At 53.1% G+C, this 17,468-nt stretch carries 14 protein-coding genes; 9 read left to right on the top strand and 5 right to left on the bottom strand.

Annotated features, from left to right (window positions below; translation table 11 throughout):
* The first annotated feature begins 674 nt into the window (after positions 1-674).
* Genes ENI00_RS06715 through ENI00_RS06695 form a run of 5 tightly spaced genes read left to right on the top strand, consistent with a single transcriptional unit; the run spans position 675 to position 5,590 of the window.
* On the top strand, positions 675-1,064 hold the full coding sequence (locus tag ENI00_RS06715) for a GtrA family protein (protein WP_304100672.1): 390 nt from the start codon (positions 675-677) through the stop codon (positions 1,062-1,064).
* On the top strand, positions 1,048-2,088 hold the full coding sequence (locus ENI00_RS06710; RefSeq protein ID WP_304100670.1) for a glycosyltransferase family 2 protein: 1,041 nt from the start codon (positions 1,048-1,050) through the stop codon (positions 2,086-2,088). The genes ENI00_RS06715 and ENI00_RS06710 overlap by 17 nt, the downstream gene beginning before the upstream one ends.
* Positions 2,072-3,571 carry an ArnT family glycosyltransferase gene (locus tag ENI00_RS06705; RefSeq protein WP_304100669.1) on the top strand — a complete coding sequence of 500 codons (1,500 nt, stop codon included), beginning with the start codon at positions 2,072-2,074 and terminating at the stop codon, positions 3,569-3,571. Before ENI00_RS06710 ends, ENI00_RS06705 begins: the two co-directional genes overlap by 17 nt.
* Positions 3,561-4,304: a response regulator transcription factor gene (locus ENI00_RS06700; RefSeq protein WP_304100668.1), complete on the top strand. Its 744-nt coding sequence runs from the start codon at positions 3,561-3,563 to the stop codon at positions 4,302-4,304. The genes ENI00_RS06705 and ENI00_RS06700 overlap by 11 nt, the downstream gene beginning before the upstream one ends.
* Complete coding sequence (locus ENI00_RS06695) at positions 4,301-5,590, top strand: sensor histidine kinase (protein WP_304100667.1); 1,290 nt, start codon at positions 4,301-4,303, stop codon at positions 5,588-5,590. The genes ENI00_RS06700 and ENI00_RS06695 overlap by 4 nt, the downstream gene beginning before the upstream one ends.
* 5 nt (positions 5,591-5,595) lie before the next feature.
* Here the strand turns inward: ENI00_RS06695 and ENI00_RS06690 are convergent, their stop codons facing one another.
* The 5 genes from ENI00_RS06690 to glnA form a co-directional block, all read right to left on the bottom strand.
* Positions 5,596-7,590, bottom strand: coding sequence for an LTA synthase family protein (locus tag ENI00_RS06690; RefSeq protein ID WP_304100664.1), 1,995 nt, complete (start codon positions 7,588-7,590; stop codon positions 5,596-5,598).
* 154 nt (positions 7,591-7,744) lie between these two features.
* Positions 7,745-9,169, bottom strand: coding sequence for a nitrogen regulation protein NR(I) (glnG, locus tag ENI00_RS06685; RefSeq protein WP_304100662.1), 1,425 nt, complete (start codon positions 9,167-9,169; stop codon positions 7,745-7,747).
* Positions 9,166-10,263, bottom strand: a complete 1,098-nt coding sequence (gene glnL / locus ENI00_RS06680) for a nitrogen regulation protein NR(II) (protein ID WP_304100661.1) — start codon at positions 10,261-10,263, stop codon at positions 9,166-9,168. Before glnL ends, glnG begins: the two co-directional genes overlap by 4 nt.
* A gap of 293 nt (positions 10,264-10,556) precedes the next feature.
* Positions 10,557-11,081 (bottom strand): DUF4124 domain-containing protein, encoded by a 525-nt coding sequence (locus ENI00_RS06675; RefSeq protein ID WP_304100660.1) that lies wholly within the window; start codon positions 11,079-11,081, stop codon positions 10,557-10,559.
* A 200-nt stretch (positions 11,082-11,281) separates the two neighbouring features.
* Entirely contained in the window at positions 11,282-12,685 is a 1,404-nt protein-coding gene (gene glnA / locus ENI00_RS06670; protein WP_304100658.1) for a glutamate--ammonia ligase, read from the bottom strand.
* Between the two features lie 615 nt (positions 12,686-13,300).
* On the opposite strand from glnA, the gene typA reads away from it, so the two are divergent.
* From typA to ENI00_RS06650, 4 genes are all read left to right on the top strand, one after another.
* Entirely contained in the window at positions 13,301-15,112 is a 1,812-nt protein-coding gene (typA, locus tag ENI00_RS06665; protein WP_304100656.1) for a translational GTPase TypA, read from the top strand.
* A gap of 136 nt (positions 15,113-15,248) precedes the next feature.
* Positions 15,249-16,211, top strand: a complete 963-nt coding sequence (gene pip / locus ENI00_RS06660) for a prolyl aminopeptidase (RefSeq protein ID WP_304100654.1) — start codon at positions 15,249-15,251, stop codon at positions 16,209-16,211.
* Positions 16,212-16,307: 96 nt separating this feature from the next.
* Positions 16,308-16,772, top strand: coding sequence for a D-aminoacyl-tRNA deacylase (gene dtd, locus ENI00_RS06655; RefSeq protein ID WP_304100653.1), 465 nt, complete (start codon positions 16,308-16,310; stop codon positions 16,770-16,772).
* A 319-nt stretch (positions 16,773-17,091) separates the two neighbouring features.
* Entirely contained in the window at positions 17,092-17,328 is a 237-nt protein-coding gene (locus ENI00_RS06650) for a hypothetical protein (protein WP_304100652.1), read from the top strand.
* Positions 17,329-17,468: the final 140 nt, after the last annotated feature.

Raw genomic sequence — 17,468 nt, 5'->3', positions numbered from 1 at the left:
GGTCTGGCTTTTCCCTTACCGTGGCCTCGATTTGGTTTCGGGGCGTTCCTTGTATCAGGACGGTTTGGAATTATTTCGATATGATTTTTTCATATCAGGCTCCTCATTCTGAATTATCAAAATTATGCATCATGATTCATTTTGGTTTCAGGTTTGTATGTTGTACTACATATCATTTGAGAAGTCACCATCACGAAATATTCGTGCCAGCGGCCCTTGAGTTTTTGCGAGTTTAATTAGTCGCAGGAGTCAACTTGCGGTATTTTTTTGCGTCTCTTTCAAAGCGCGATAATGGGCATTGCCTTCGTCTGTACCGATCATTAACTGACACTGAAATATCGAATAAAATAAACACAATAATTTTTATAATTATAAGTAATTAAGGTAAATTTTAACTTATAAAATATACAGTTGATTTCGCGTTCGTGTCAGATCGCACATCTATTGTCCTTCACCGCGTACTATTGAAAATGACAATAAAGCGTTAGTAGTTCCCAGCAATTTTCGTCGCAATAGCCAGCGCTATTTGTTGAATCTCAGGCTGTCTTTTCAGGCAATGCCTCAAGTTTTGACAAATTCCTGATGAAACCTCCACAAAGCCGTGACATGGGGTGGGCTATCGTGCCCAGTAAATGTCAGGCCGACTTTGTCAGTCGTTAAGGTGGTTTTTCATCATGAACAAATTCTTACCACGCCAACTGCAAGGATTTATGGCTGCCGGCGGCCTTGCCACATTGTTCCATTGGCTTGTGATGGCGGTGTTAATCGGTGCCGGAGTTGAGCCAATACTGGCGACCGCAAGCGGAAGTGTGTCCGGAGCCGCCCTGAATTACGGCCTCCAGCGGCGCTTGGCATTTCGCAATGCCGGCCCTCACAGGTTCACGCTTTGGCGTTATATCGGGTCTTGTCTCTTTGCCTGGCTCTGTAATCTCGTCTTTTTCTTCCTCCTTAATAGCGTCCTGGCACTTTCTGTCACGCTGTCACAAATCGTGACGACAGGGCTTGTCGCTGCTCTGAACTATCTCGTCTACCAGAGGCTGGTGTTCCATGAACAATCGCTTTGAAAAACCCATAGTGTCGTTTGACGGTCCGTTTGATAAGCCGCTGCTATCACTGGTAGTGCCGCTATTCAACGAACGCCCGATGTTGCCTCTTTTCTTCGACCGGGTTCTGCCTGTGCTTGCCAAGCTGGACCTGTACTGGGAAGTCGTTCTGGTTGATGATGGCAGTAGTGATGGCAGTACCCAGTACATTCGGGACGTGATCGCCCGAACGCCCGGCGTGCGCCTTGTTAAATTGAGCCGAAATTTTGGCAAAGAAGCGGCAATGACCGCAGGGTTAGAGCATGCCAAAGGCGATGCGATTATCGTGCTGGATGCCGACCTGCAAGATCCGCCTGAACAGATTCCGGCAATGGTCGAGTGCTGGCAGTCCGGTGTCGATGTGGTGCTTATGCAGCGCCGCTCACGGGCTGGCGAAACCGCCTTTAAACGCTGGAGTGCGCATCTCTTTTACCGGCTTCTGAATCGAACCAGTCGCACGAACATTCCGGTGGACACCGGCGATTTCCGGCTGATGAGTCGCAAGGCCGTTGATGCCCTGCTGGCGCTCCAGGAGCGCAATCGCTACATGAAAGGCCTGTTTGCCTGGATCGGTATGCCAACTCAGGTAATCCAGTACGATCGTGAGTGTCGTGTGGCGGGGGAGACGAAATGGGATTACCCGGCGCTGGTAGGTCTGGCTTTGGAGGGGCTCACGTCATTTTCCGTGTCGCCCTTGCGATGGGCGACGATGATCGGGCTGATTGCCGCCAGTATGGGCGCGATTTTTGGTCTGTGGATTGTGGTCAAAGCACTCATGCTGGGCGACGCCACCAGCGGCTATCCTTCACTTGTGGCTATCATCAGCTTTCTCGGTGGCATTCAGTTAATGAGTATTGGCATCGTAGGCGAGTACGTCGGCAAAACCTATATTGAATCGAAGCAGCGGCCTGTGTATCTGACAGACGAAGTGATCGAAAGCCAAGACGGTGCGCGCCAGCAGGCTACCCGCAAAACGACGGAGGCCCGTCATGTCAAAGCGGTTTAACATCTGGTTGTTGGTATTGGTTGCAGTGCTGGTTAGCCGATTCATCGGTATGGCGTTTTTTCCGTTTGCCGATACCACCGAGCCTCGTTACGCTGAAATTGCCCGCTTGATGGCCGAAACCGGTGACTGGATTACCCCCTGGTTTGAGCCCGGTGTTCCTTTCTGGGGCAAGCCGCCCTTGTCTTTCTGGGCCCAGGCTGGCGCCATCAAGATTTTCGGGGTGTCGGAGTTTTCACTGCGATTTCCTTCCTGGCTGGCAACGCTTGCCATGGTTTGGCTTGTCTGGCGATTAGCGCGCCAACTCTGGAGTGTTCAGGTGGCTCAATGGAGTAGCCTGGTGTTCGCAACCATGGCCCTCACTTATATTAGCGCCGGCGCGGTCATGACAGACTCTTTTTTGGCTCTGGGTACAACCCTTACTCTGGTCAGTTTTTGTCTGGTGATGACAGGGGACGGCGGTCGTTGGCGATGGCTTTTCTTTCTTGGGCTGGTGATCGGGCTGCTGGCCAAGGGGCCATTGGCTTTGGTTCTGGTCGGCATTCCTATCGTGCTGTGGTTGCTCATGTCATGGCGTGAAGCCATCAACAACCTGCGAAAACTGCCCTGGTGGAGAGGCACCCTGTTGACGGCTTTGCTGGTTTGTCCCTGGTATATTCTGGCAGAGCTCAAAACCCCCGGATTTCTGGATTATTTTATTGTAGGGGAGCATATCCGCCGGTTTCTGGACCCGGGGTGGGCCGGAGACCTATACGGCAGTGCCCATAACCGGCCCAAAGGCATGATCTGGATGTTCTGGTTGTGGGCTTCGTTCCCCTGGGGGGTTGTTGCTTTGGTGAGTCTGGCGCTAACGTGGTTTCGGCGGCGTCGAAACGGCTTGGTGAGCAAAACACTGTCTAATCCCGGCTTTCGTTTTTTACTATTGAGCGCGTTGGCCCCGATGTTATTTTTCACGCTCGCCGGCAATACCCTCTGGACCTACATATTACCTTCGCTGCCGTTTACGGCCATTCTGATTGGCCTTTGGGCTTCGGAATGCGAATCTTACTGGTCATCCCGGATGCGGGTTGGGTTGGTAGCGCTGGTGCCGGTATTATTGACCGCGTTCGTGGGCCTGGCGGTGATAGGTTGGACGCCAATCAAGACAGAGAAGCCGCTGATACGGTATTATCAGGGGGTCAAAGACGCCAACAGCAGCCCCTTGATCTATCTTGATGACTTGCCATTTTCAGCGCGATTCTATTCAGACGGAAATGCCCTTGAAGTGGCCAAGAGCGATTTGCGCAGCTTGCAGGCGGCCAACTCATTTCAGCGCTTGTATGTTGCGGTTCCCCGAGGCTGGTCGAATGACCAAGTGACGGATTTATCCGCGTCAGCTCAAAAAGTGATGGAAGATTATCGGTATCAATTGTTGGTCATTGAAGGATTGCTCCGTGATGAGCAACCGGTGTCTGACGCCAACGGAGTTCGCCCGAATGACATCTAACCAAGTTCTTCGCCAGAATACGGTCCAATCTTCGCTCAGGCTGTTGATTGTCGAAGATCAAGTGGACCTTGCGGAAAATCTGTTCGAATTTCTGGGCGAAGATCGCTACGTGCTGGACTTCGCTGCTGATGGATTAACCGCATTGCATTTGCTCGCCACGCAGAGTTACGACGTTATCGTGCTGGATCTGATGTTGCCTGGCGTCAACGGTTATGAAATTTGTCGGCGCATCCGGCAAGACCTGCAATGCCAGACCCCTATCATTTTGATGACCGCACTCAGTGCCCTGAATGACAAGGAAAAGGGGTTTGATTGCGGGGCGGATGATTACCTTGTGAAGCCGTTTGAACTGCGTGAGCTACAACTGCGTATTGAAGCTCTGCACCGGCGCTACGCTCCGCAGCGACCTGTTTTATCGGCTGGTGATATCCGGTTCGACCCGGGTACACTGGAAGTGGAGTTGCGTGGATTGAAAACGGCGTTGACGGGCACCCCGGCCCGACTGTTTGAAATGTTGGTGCGAGCGTATCCAAGTTTTCTCAGTCATGAAGCTCTCAGTGAAGCTTTGTGGGGCGCCCGCCACGGGGAAACCGAGGGAAACAGCCTGCGTACCCATATCTACACACTCCGAAAATCCCTGCAGGCAGGCTTGGGCTGCGGGTTGGTAAAAACAATCCACGGTCGGGGGTACAGCTTGGAAGTACCCCCCAAAGGATATGCTGATACTCCATGAAGTCATCGTTAACGACGCGCCAGACACGGACTCTGTTTTTTGTGATCGCGGCCACCACAGCCATCTCCATGTTTACTGTCGAGTTGTTTGTAAACGACGTCGAGGGCACCATTTTGGGGCTTGAACTTAAGGCAGATGCGGAGTTTTTCTCTGCGCAACTTCAAAAAGGAGACTTTAAACCGATACATGCGGGTCGGCTGGAAGCGATTTTCCTCCCAGAAAGCGAGACTGAGACGTCTATACCGGAATATTATCGCAGTCGCGCTACGCCATTTTCCCGGGAAGTTGAGGTGGCTGGCAGAACGCTGCTGATACACGGTGAGCAGATACAGGAGCCCCGAGGCAAGCTGTTTCTGGCGCAGGATATTACCATCATGGAGAATCGTGAATCTCTGGTTCAGATGGTTTTGGTTGGTGTGGCCAGCCTGATGCTTCTCATCGGCTATTTTGTTGCTCGAACAGGCTCCTTGTACCTGGTACGTCCCTTCAAGAAACTGACCCGTGAAGTACTGGGTACGGTGCCCGGATCGTCAATGCCGCAAATTGCCACAGACTACCGCGATCAGGAGTTTTGCGATATAGCCAACGCATTCAACCGGTTTTTGTCAGAGCTTGAACACCACATCGAGCGGGAACAATCGTTTGTGAAACTCGCCAGCCACGAACTCCGTACACCTTTGGCCGTCGTGAGTGGTGCCTTGAACGTGCTGGAACAGCGTCAAAGCCTGTCGCCTGCAGATCAGAAAACCCTTGGCCGTATCCGCCGGGCCATGCAAACCATGCGGGACGACACGGAAGTCCTGCTTGAACTTGCCCGCAGTGAGGCGTCAGAGCGTAATGCCAGAGTCATTGTGCTGCAGGAGGTCGTCCAGAACACCATTGATGATCTGGAGCATGGAAACCCCGATCACGCAGGCCGGATTATTGCTTACAACGACAGTCTGGGGCTAAGAGTTAAAACCCATCCTGCCCTGGTGCGGATGTTATTGCGCAATCTGTTGCAGAATGCGCTTCGCCACACGCGTGCGGAAGTAGAGATTCGAATGACCGAGAACGGAATCTCAGTGCGAGATTTCGGAGCCGGGCTGCCCAGTACAGTCACGGAACACCTGAACGCTGTGGGAGTGCCCCACGCTATTTCTTCGGCCACCGGAGAATTCAGCAACACCACCTTTGGGTTGCTGATTGTCCGGCTGGTATGCGAGCGCCTGGGCTGGGACTTGGAGATTGCGCAATCGGGCAACGAAGGCACGGAATTCGTAATCCACGTCCATAGCCTCATCTGAGTGTATTACTCGGATAACCCATAGGCTCGTTCTCGATACAGCTTCAGCGGGAGGAGAGCATGAGCCAGTGCCTTTTTTATGGCGGCACTGTCGGGCGCGCTTTCCAGGTATCGGGTACTCCCGGTATCCGGCGAATAAACGCCCGCCAACGGTTTTTTATCGGGGCGCAAGATCGTTACGTTGTAGTCGCCGTCCATCCATGCGTAGTCGTCGTGGAACTGCATGATCGCGCGCCCGGGTGCGTCGGGAAACCTCACCAGATCACGACCAACCATGGGGTTCTCACTGCTAATGCCCATCAGTGACAGCAGCGTGGGCGCAAGGTCAACCTGACTTGTTAACGTTTTAATGCGCCGGCTATCCATATCGGCTCCGAGTATCAGCCCGGGTATGTGAAAATTCTTGATGGGGACCAGCTCATCGCCCCACACCCGCGCATCATGATCCGCAACAATCAGGAAGATTGTGTCTTTCCAGTAGTCGCTGCTTCGTGCGGTGTCGATGAAATTACCCAAGGCGTGGTCTGCGTATTTAACCGCGTTGTTGACGGTATTTTTCTCTTCGTCATAGCGTTCTATTCTGTCGTCCGGATATTCGAACGGCGTATGGTTGGACGACGAAAACACCAGGCGGAAAAAAGGCTTTCCGGCTGCATGCAGCTTCTGGATATCGTCATGTGCTTTGGCGAACAGATCTTCGTCGCTGACACCCCAGCTTCCGGTGAAAGTGGGGTTGTCGTAGTCCAGTTCATCTATGATTGAATCAAAGCCATTGCCCGTAAAAAAACTGCGCATATTGTCAAAATAGGCCTCTCCACCGTAGTTGAAGCCGGTGTCATAGCCTTGTTGTTTCAGCAGCCCCGCGAGCGTAAAGAAACCGGTTTGTGAGAGCGAGAGTTTCACCACGCTGCGGGCAGGAGAGGGCAAGAAACCGGACACCACCGCTTCGATACCTCGCACAGACCGTGTGCCGGTTGCATAAAGGTTTTCGAACCACCACCCTGAATCCTTCAGGGCTTCCAGCCGAGGTGTAACGGGAGTGCCTCCGAGGGATTCCACAAATGTCGCGCCCAGGCTTTCTTCCAGCACGATGACCAGATTAAGTGGGTGCTCTCGCGCCTTCACTGGCGTTTGAATATGCTGCGTCGGAAATTTTTTGGAGTTGAACGTGTCGTTGCTGAGCCAGGGCGCTTTCTTGACCTCATCCAGTATGTCGGACATGTCCATCTGACCGTAGGTGTCACTCGCATCTGCCTCGTGCTTGAGGTTGTAGATGGCGCTCGTCACTGACCAGGTAGAGTTGATAATCAGGGAGTTCACCATGGCGTCGGACGTCAACGCAAACATCGCGGGGTTAGCGGGGCGATGGCCAGTGGTGGAGCGAACGCACATAAAGACGGCGAGAACAACAATGGGCCACGCCAGCAGCGACTTGCGATAGCTGCGCGGATTGGTTTCCCGCGACCAGGGACGCATTAACCAGGCGAACAAAACGGTTAGTGATACGCAAAGGAGGATCCCCAGCACGACGGTAGGCAGGTAACCCTCCCAAAGCATGCTCAACACTTCTTTTGGGTATTTCAGATATTCAAAGAACAACCGGTTAGGTCGGGTATCGTACTCGGTGATGAACGTTGGCGTTGCGATCTCCATAAAGATAAATATGAACACGACGACCAGCGCCCAATACCTCGTCAGTCGCTTCCACGCAGCCCAACTGAAACGATGTCCCAGAATTGGTAAGAACAAAAGCAACGGCGCCACGGCCATGCCGGCAATGATCATATCCACCCGGAGGCCCTGCAAAAAGATGCCTGGCCATACGGGTGTCTCCGCGACCCGATCGAACTGCCATGCCACCAACAGTGCCCGTGACAGGCTGCCGACGATCAGTATGGCGACAAACAGCATCAATAAAGGTGCGTAGGCACCGGCCCAGTTGAAACACCGATACACGCGTTCGGGCAGTGAGTGATTCTTGGGGGAAGAAAGTGACGGCATGTAGGCACTCTGCAGTTGAAGTTAATCGGAAATAGTCGGGGAATTCGCAGCTGGTGAATTCACCCGGCAATCCGGTTCATTGAAGGTAGTGTAGATTAGAGACGTGCGAGTCAGTAGCGGATCAAAAAAAAATCAAGAAATTGTCAAAGTTCGGTCATTCTTCCTCGACGCTGTCCATGCCCAGTTCGTTGATTTTGCGGGTGAGCGTATTTCGCCCCCAGCCCAGAAGAACCGATGCGTCCCGACGGCGCCCCCCGGTATGTTTCAGGGCTGTCTCAATCAGGATTTTTTCAAATTCGGGCACGACTGACCCCAGGATGGCCTTTTCGCCTCTTTTCAACTCCTGGTCAGCCCAGTTCCTGAGCCCCTCCTGCCAGGTGAGCCCGATGGTATGAGGCTCACTCTGGTGCCGCAACTCGGGAGGCAGGTCATCAACATGAACTTCTCTGCCGCTGGCCATGACCGTGAGCCATCGACAGGTGTTCTCAAGCTGACGCACATTGCCGGGCCAGGGCAGAGTTGTGAGATAGCTTTCGGCTTCCGGGCGTAAAATTTTCGGCTCCACGGTCATTTCTCTGGCAGCCTGTTGCAGAAAGTGCTTCATCAATCGGGGAATATCCTCGCGGCGTTCGGCCAGCTTTGGGAGGTGCACACGAATAACGTTCAGTCGGTGAAAAAGGTCTTCCCTGAACGATCCGGCGTCTACAAGTCGTTCCAGGTTCTGGTGAGTGGCGGCGATAATACGAACATCAACTTTGATGGGCGTGGTGCCCCCAACCCGATAGAATTCGCCATCTGCGAGAACCCGCAGCAGGCGGGTTTGTGTATCGGCTGGCATGTCACCAATTTCATCCAGAAACAGGGTGCCGCTGTTGGCTTGCTCAAACCGACCCTGACGCACCGCCGTGGCCCCGGTAAAGGCGCCTTTTTCATGGCCGAAGAGTTCAGACTCTATAAGATCCCGGGGAATGGCCGCCATATTGAGGGCTATAAATGGATGTCGCGCTCGCGGGCTGTGGTTGTGTAGGGCCTGGGCAACCAGCTCTTTTCCAGTTCCGCTTTCGCCGTTGATCAGAACCGTGATGCTGGAGTGAGAAAGTCGACCGATAGCACGGAAAACTTCCTGCATGGCAGGAGCCTCACCGATGATTTCTGTGCTGTGCTGAATCGTTTCCACCTGCGGCTTGGACGCCGCGCGCCTTTCGTTGCTGTGGGCGACAGCCCGTTTTGTGAGAGCAATTGCATCGTCCACATCGAAGGGTTTCGGTAGATATTCAAAGGCGCCGGTCTGATAACTGGTCACGGCGCTTTCCAGATCTGAATGGGCGGTCATGATGATAACGGGCACGTCTGGATAGGCTTCGACAATCTGTGACAGCAGCGTTATGCCATCCACCCCGGGCATCCGGATATCGCTGATGATGGCGTCGGGCTGTTCGTGCGCCAGGCGACTCATGATGTGTTCACCACTTTCGAAAACGGTGGGCCGCATATCCGCCTGGCTCAGGGCGCGCTCGAGTACCCAGCGAATACTGCGATCGTCATCGACAACCCAGATGTTAGCGATGTGTTGGCTCATGAGGTGGCCTCCAGGGGCAGAAAGATGATGAAGTCGGTTTGGCCCGGCTCGCTCTCGCATTCAACCAGTCCGCAGTGCTGGCTGATGATACTCTGAGTGATGGATAGCCCAAGGCCGGTGCCGTTGGCACGACCACTGATCATTGGATAAAAAATATTCTGACGCAGCTCCGGGGCAATTCCCGGGCCGTTATCGATGATGTCTGTCCGGCACACAAGTCGATGGCGCCTTGGGCCTATGGTGGCTTGTCGTATGGCGCGAGTTCGTAATGTGATGACGGGTGATTTTTTACCACCGTCCTGTTCGGTCTCGCTTTCGAAGGCGGCCTCCATTGCATTGCGAGCAATGTTCAGGAAGGCTTGAATCAGCTGTTCTTTATCCCCCGAAAACTCGGGCAAGCTGGGGTCGTAATCCCGCTGAAATTTCACTCGACCTTTGCTCTCCGCTTCCAGAAGCGTGCGCACTCGTTCAAGAATTTCGTGAATATTGACCGGCGCCAGTTTCAGCGCCTTGTTCGGGCCCAGCATGCGATCAACAAGGCTGCGCAAGCGATCGGCCTCTTCAATGATGACTCGGGTATATTCGCGCTGGTCTGCACTGGACAGTTCACGATCAAGTAATTGCGCTGCGCCGCGAATGCCGCCGAGGGGGTTTTTTATTTCATGGGCCATGCCGCGCACAAGAATTCGAGTGGTTTCCTGCTGGGATATCAGGTCTTCTTCACGGCTTATTCTGAGCAAACGATCGCGAGGCTGTACTTCTACCAGCAGTGCGGCAGGGTTTTGATCAAGCAACGAAACCGTGTAATCCACGATCCTTTGTGAGCCGCTGGCAAGAAGAAAGCCTGTCTCCCGACGTGTGTAAGATCGGCCCGATGCGGCGGCAGTCCTGAAGGTGTGAAACGTGCTTTCGGCATCAAGAAGGATGTCGCCGAGATGAAGCCCTGAACTGCGAGTCATGCTGGTTTCAAACAGGTTTTCTGCCGCCGGGTTCAAGTAACGGATTATCAGGTCGCTCTCCAGCACAAGCACTGCAGTGGTGAGGTTGTCCAGCATGCTCTTGTGAGCATTTGCGTTGGCTGATGAATTTGCCATGCGAGCTACCTGTTGGCTTTAATCGGAAAAGCGGAGTGGTTTCTTGCCAAGCACTTCCTGCATTCGACTCAACCACTGTCATAGGTGTAAGCAAAAACTGAACCAGTTTCAGAATGCAGGCAGGTTGCCCTGTTAGGCAACAGACAAAATAAGCCGGAGGCGCGTTATGTCAGGGTTTATCTGTGTAGGACGGGCATAGCGCATCTTGGGCGCTTTATTCATTGCTGCCAAATATTCGCACAAAACTGAGGCGGACGCACCATGTTGGTGCGCTGCGCTGCGCTGAGTTGACGTCAGTTCTGGATGGAAGGGCGATGAATGGTAAAACGAATGGGTTTGCCGGTTTTAATCTGAACGCCGTTTGTGTCTACAATATAAACGCCGGCCTCATGCGTGCCGCGAAATACATTGCGGACGGTAATCGAGCCGGAGGAGCTCTGGCCAACGGGTTGACCGTCCAGAGTTACTTCGTATTTGTGGTTTGTCTTCAGTCCGGGGCTGCTGCTCATCTGAAAGCGAACGTCGCCGCTGCCGCTGTTGAATGCCTGATCATCCTCGGGGTAAGTAAAGGAGACGCTCTCGTAGATCGAGCCTTCCCGTTTTACGTCTTCCCGGAGTTTGTCGGTTTCCCTGACGTTTTGCGGTTTGGGTAGGGTGATCGTTGTCACCGGTTTCACTTTCACTTCCTGCGCGCCCTTTGAGGGTTCGTCGGAGAAGGTTACGTTGCCTTGAGCATCCACATTGCGGTAGACCTCTGCGGCCACGGGCCCTGCGATCAGAAGTAATAGCCCTGCGATCAATCCAAGCCTTGGGTTCATAAGCACAACCTGCCGTATTGTTCGTTCTGATTATCAATGGCCGGGCGGACCTTTTCAATGCGGCAGGAGGAGATGTTGGTTACATATCGTTAAGGGCGGCCCCATAAAAAAGCCTCGCTCTTAAAGAGCGAGGCTTTAAATGCCAACAAGAGGCTGCTAACGGCCTGACACAGGGCTAGCAGCAAACGCTGGAGCGATCATTAGCAAGAATAGTACAGTTCGAACTCAACCGGATGGGTGGTCATGTTGATGCGCTCAACCTCGCCACGCTTCAGATCGATGTAGCCCTGAATCATATCCTCCGTGAACACGCCGCCCCGGGTCAGGAATTCATGATCTTCCTTCAGGCAATCCAGTGCCTCCTGCAGAGTTTCAGCAACCTTCGGGATGCTGAGAGCTTCTTCTTTGGGCAGGTCGTACAGGTCTTTGTCCATGGCATCGCCCGGGTGAATCTTGTTCTGGATGCCATCCAGGCCGGCCATCATCAGTGCCGCGAACGCCAGGTATGGGTTGGCAGCCGGGTCCGGGAAGCGGACCTCTACACGACGGGCTTTCGGGCTGGTCACGTACGGAATGCGAATTGACGCAGAGCGATTGCGGGCAGAATACGCAAGCATGACTGGCGCCTCGTAGCCTGGCACCAAGCGCTTGTAGCTGTTGGTGGCCGGATTGGTGAAGGCGTTGATAGCCTTGGCATGCTTGATGATGCCGCCCACGTAGAACAACGCCATCTCGCTCAGGCCGGCGTAGCTATCCCCGGCAAAGAGGTTTTTACCGTCTTTGTTCAGGCTCATGTGAACGTGCATGCCAGAGCCGTTATCGCCAACCACGGGCTTGGGCATAAAGGTGGCGGTTTTGCCATAGGCGTGAGCGACGTTGTGCACGCAATACTTAAGGATTTGTACTTCGTCAGCCTTGTTTGTCAGCGTGTTGGGGCCAACGCCAATTTCACATTGGCCTGCTGTACCTACCTCGTGGTGATGAACTTCAATCACCAGTCCCATGGACTCCATAGCAGCACACATGGCCCCGCGAAGGTCGTGGAGGCTGTCTACCGGAGGCACGGGGAAGTAGCCGCCTTTCACGCCCGGGCGATGACCGATGTTGTTGCGATTAAAGTCGTCACCGGAAACCCAGGCTGCTTCTTCCGAGTAGAGCTCATACATGGAGCCCTGCATATCAGACTTCCACTTCGCAGAATCGAAGACGAAAAATTCAGGCTCAGGGCCGAATAGCGCGCCATCCGCGATACCGGTAGATTTCAGATACTCTTCGGCCCGGCGGGCAACGGAGCGCGGATCACGCTCGTATCCTTGCATGGTGGAGGGCTCAACGATGTCACAAGTGATGTTGATCGTGCTTTCTTCGGTGAACGGGTCGATAACGGAGCTGCTGTCATCCGGCATGAGGATCATGTCGGATTCGTTGATACCTTTCCAGCCGGCGATGGAGGAGCCGTCAAACATCTTGCCTTCGGCAAAAAAGTCTTCATTGGCTTCAGACGCGGGAATAGTGACGTGCTGTTCCTTGCCCCGGGTGTCGGTGAAGCGCATATCGACCCATTTGACTTCGTGTTCTTTGATCAAATCAACTGTCTTGGACATTGTAAATGCTCCGTATGTAATCCCGCACCGCGGGTGTATTCGTGATCGGTGTTCCGGACACTTCGCGTTAGGCTGAATTCCGGGTTGTATATCAGGTCTGCGCAGCTTAGCAAAAGCTGTTGGTTCTTACCTTCACATTTCGGCTTCACAGAGGTCCGAAAAACCTGGTGATCATTTTAAAGCAAGGTGCTTGCCAGTTTTGATCGGTTGTCTTGCGGCCGCCATTTCACGGTGGGATGTGGCGTCTCTGGGCGGCTTGTGCAACTGCATGCCGATGATTTGTATGTCACAGTTATAACGGGTTGCACTATGATGGTGCATTGTTATCGTAAGGCTTGTGATACCGCTCCAATACAGTGCGCGAAACGCACCGGTCGAAACTGATTAAGAAATAGGCGTTCTTCTTCATATAAACGGTGCAGAGTTTTCGATATACTGCGCGCCGCTTCATTTTCTACACGTGGCCCGGGTTTTAAATCCGAACGCTGCAATTGAGGCGCCGGGCCGCCCGGTTTCGGTGGATAATTTCATTTTACGGATTTGAGATGGCATGTGCGGGTGTTGCCCGCGAACGACCTTCTCAGGTCATTTAGTGCATGCCGCAGGATTAATTTTGTGATTGAAAAACTTCGTAATATCGCCATTATTGCACACGTTGACCATGGTAAAACCACGCTTGTAGACAAGCTGCTGCGTTTATCCGGCACGCTGGATCGTAAAGAGCTCGAGAGCGAGCGCGTCATGGATTCCAACGATCAGGAAAAAGAACGTGGCATTACCATCCTCGCCAAAAACACCGCGCTGAAATGGAACGGCTACGATATCAACATTGTAGATACCCCGGGCCACGCGGATTTTGGTGGCGAAGTAGAGCGGGTAATGAGCATGGTAGATTGTGTGCTGCTGGTGGTCGACTCCATCGATGGCCCTATGCCACAGACTCGATTTGTTACCCAAAAAGCGTTCGCAGCCGGATTGCGGCCCATTGTTGTGGTTAACAAGATTGACCGGCCGGGCGCGCGCCCTGATTGGGTTGTAGAGCAGGTGTTTGATCTGTTTGACAGCCTGGGTGCCACTGAAGAACAGCTGGATTTCCCCATTGTGTATGCCAGCGCGCTGAACGGTGTTGCCGGCCTGGAGCATGAAGATCTCAGCGACAACATGGACGCTGTATTTCAGTCGATTGTCGATCATGTGCCGGCGCCGTCTGTGGATATGGACGGCCCTTTTCAGATGCAGATTTCGCAGTTGGACTACAGCAGCTTTCTGGGTGTGATCGGAATCGGTCGTATCGCCCGCGGTAAGGTTAAAACCAATACCCCGGTGGTGGCGATCGGCGCCGATGGTAAGAAGCGCCAGGGCCGCATCCTGAAGATCATGGGTCATTCCGGTCTGCACAGGGTTGAAGTTAATGAAGCCCAGGCTGGCGACATTATTTGCATCAGCGGTCTGGATGAGCTGCATATCTCAGACACGCTGTGCGACATGAATAACGTGGAAGCCCTGCCGCCGTTGACGGTAGATGAGCCCACCGTATCCATGACGTTTCAGGTCAACGATTCGCCCTTCTGTGGTAAAGAGGGCAAGTTCGTTACCAGTCGAAACATCAAGGAACGCCTGGAAAAAGAGCTACTGCACAACGTGGCCCTGCGAGTTGAAGACGGCGAAACCATGGACAAATTCAAGGTTTCGGGGCGTGGCGAGCTTCACCTGTCGGTGCTGATTGAAAATATGCGCCGTGAGAACTTCGAGCTGGCGGTTGGCCGCCCGGAAGTGGTGATCAAGGAAGTAGACGGCGAGAAGCAGGAGCCTTACGAGAACGTCATTGTCGACATTGAAGAGCAGCATCAGGGCCCTTTAATGGAACAAATGGGCCTGCGCAAAGGTGACCTGACGAATATGGTTCCGGATGGCAAGGGCCGTATGCGTCTTGAATACACCATTCCGGCACGCGGTCTGATTGGCTTCCGTAACAGCTTCCTGACCATGACGTCGGGCACTGGCATCCTTACCTCGACCTTCAGCCATTACGGGCCGATCAAAGTAGGCGATGTCACCAGCCGTCAGAATGGTGTTCTGGTCTCCATGGCGAAAGGCACAGCGCTAACCTACTCTCTGGAAACGCTCCAGAGCCGCGGTAAGCTCTTCCTCGATCCTGGCCAGGAAGTCTACGAAGGACAGCTTTGCGGTATTCACAGTCGTGACAACGATCTGGTGATTAACCCTACTAAAGGCAAGAAACTCGACAACATGCGTGCCTCTGGCAAGGATGAGGTCATTGCCCTGGTGCCGCCGATCAAGTTCACCCTGGAACAGGCGCTGGAATTTATTGACGACGACGAGCTGGTAGAAGTTACGCCCAAGTCTATTCGTCTGCGCAAAAAGCACCTTACCGAGACCGATCGTAAGCGCGCCGGTAAGAAGTAATGTTTGTGATTTGAATCAGGCCGGTGCTGGCGACAGCTCCGGCTTTTTTGTGTTGCTGTTTTTCGTAACGCCAGCCCGCCACCCATGCAACTCCGCTACACTGCAACTGAAATTCATTTGATCGGCGGAGTGCCCCATGCTCAATTTGTACCCGGACATCAAACCCTACGCCAAGCATCGGCTGGCGGTTGAAGCGCCCCATGAGTTGTATGTCGAGGAAAGCGGGAATCCTGACGGAATTCCTGTGCTTTTCGTTCACGGCGGCCCGGGTGGAGGGTGTGAGGATTATCATCGCCGTTTTTTCGATGCCGAACGTTTCCGGATTATCCTGATGGATCAACGCGGTGCCGGCCGCTCCACGCCGTTGGCGGAGCTTGCGGGAAACAGCACAGACAAGCTGGTTCAGGATATGGAAACCCTGCGCACGTTTCTGGGCATTGAACGATGGTTGTTGTTTGGCGGAAGTTGGGGCTCAACTCTCAGCCTGGTCTATGCCCAGGCGCACACCGAGCGAGTGTTAGGTCTTGTTCTTCGGGGTATTTTCCTGTGCCGGCCAAGAGACATTGCCTGGTTCTATCAGGACGGTGCAAGCCGCGTATTCCCGGATTACTGGCAAGAATTCGAGGCGCAGATACCCGAAGGCGAGCGCGGGGATATGGTGAGCGCTTACTATCGCAAATTGACCAGCAAAAACGAACTGGAACAAATTCAGGCGGCCAAAGCCTGGTCGGTCTGGGAGGGGCGCTGCGCAACTCTACACCCGAACCCCCGTGTTGTTGAGCACTTCGGTCATCCTCATGTTGCCATTGCGTTGGCGCGTATCGAATGTCACTACTTCATGAACGCTGCGTTTCTCGAGGATAATCAAATTGTCAGAGACGCACACAAGCTCCGGGACATTCCAGGCATTATTGTGCATGGACGTTACGACATGGTGTGTCCGCTGGACAATGCCCTCGCGCTCAGCAAGGCGTGGCCGGAAGCGGATTTGCGTATTATTCGTGATGCAGGGCATTCAGCCACAGAGCCCGCTATTGTGGATGCGCTTATCCGTGGCGTTGATGAAGTGATGGCTAAAATGGGGAAGAATGCGGGTTAACATCTTGTAGCGTGAAAAGGTTGCGGTAGTCTATTCGCATGGATACACTCTTGCGTGATTTTAATTCTCATTTGGCCAGAGCAAACACAATACTGAATGAAAGGACTTGTCCAGCGGGTGTCAGAAGCGAGTGTTGAAGTCGATGGCCGTGAAATTTCACGGATAGGCGCAGGCATTCTTGTGTTGCTTGGCGTAGAGCAGGGAGATGGGCAAAATGAGGCAAAGGAACTGTGCCGAAAAATTCTTACGTATCGTATCTTCTGCGATGAAACGGGCCGTTTAAACCGGAGTTTACTTGATACCGGTGGTGCTCTTCTTGTGGTTCCCCAGTTTACGCTTGTTGCTGACACCTCCTCGGGTACTCGCCCCGGCTTCTCCCGCGCAGGCCGTCCGGAGGTTGCGAAAAAAATCTACGCCGAATTCCTTGGTTTCGCCCGCACTGAAATGGGCGCTGGAAACGTAAAGGAAGGGTGCTTCGGTGCTGACATGAGGGTGAGTTTAATCAACGACGGGCCGGTAACTTTCATGCTTTCAACGGGTGGTCATGCACTCAACGGATGAAAAGTAACAACACGTTCCTACGCACCCAGGCCAGACGTAACATCCCAGCGATATCTCGATTCGTAAGCTATAGGCGCAAATAACAAGAACTAAGACTTTGTTTTTTTGTACAAAACGAACTAAAAATAAAACATTAAATATTTTCAAAAATGTTGTTGTATTAAAAAAACAGATAGGTCAGCGCCTTGGGAAATATTTAACTAACTGAACCATATAGGCTTTATTAAATTTAGATCTCAATAATATAAAAAAATACCATATTACTATTGATAATATGAGGCCGGCCGGCGAGTACCAGACTCGCAAGGATGTGGGTGATGTGTATGGCCCCCAAGGCGTTTACTTACTGGGTCGCAACCAGTTTGCATTGTCATACGAAATGCTCAGCTCCGACCCGACCAATAACCCTGACAAGAATACTGTTACCGTGCAAGCTCTGCACAACCTGTCTGATAACATGTATGTTTATGTTGAAGGCTACCTCGGTGGCGGTGATGACGGCGTATATGACGTTACTACCGAGAGCGAACGCTCCGTTGCAGCAGTTGGTGCGTAAGCGATCATTCCGAGACGTCCTGCCACCCCACTGAATTTCGCCCTACATTAGCCTCTCACTTCCCAATAAGAGGTTACTCCCATGAGAAAATACCGCACTCTGGAGCAATGGCAGGCCCTGGTCGATCAGCAGCGTGACAG

This window comes from Marinobacter antarcticus (genome assembly GCF_011049865.1).
GTDB lineage: Bacteria > Pseudomonadota > Gammaproteobacteria > Pseudomonadales > Oleiphilaceae > Marinobacter > Marinobacter antarcticus_A.
Note: the sequence above shows the minus strand (reverse complement) of the source record. Positions and strands in the feature narration are given on the sequence as shown.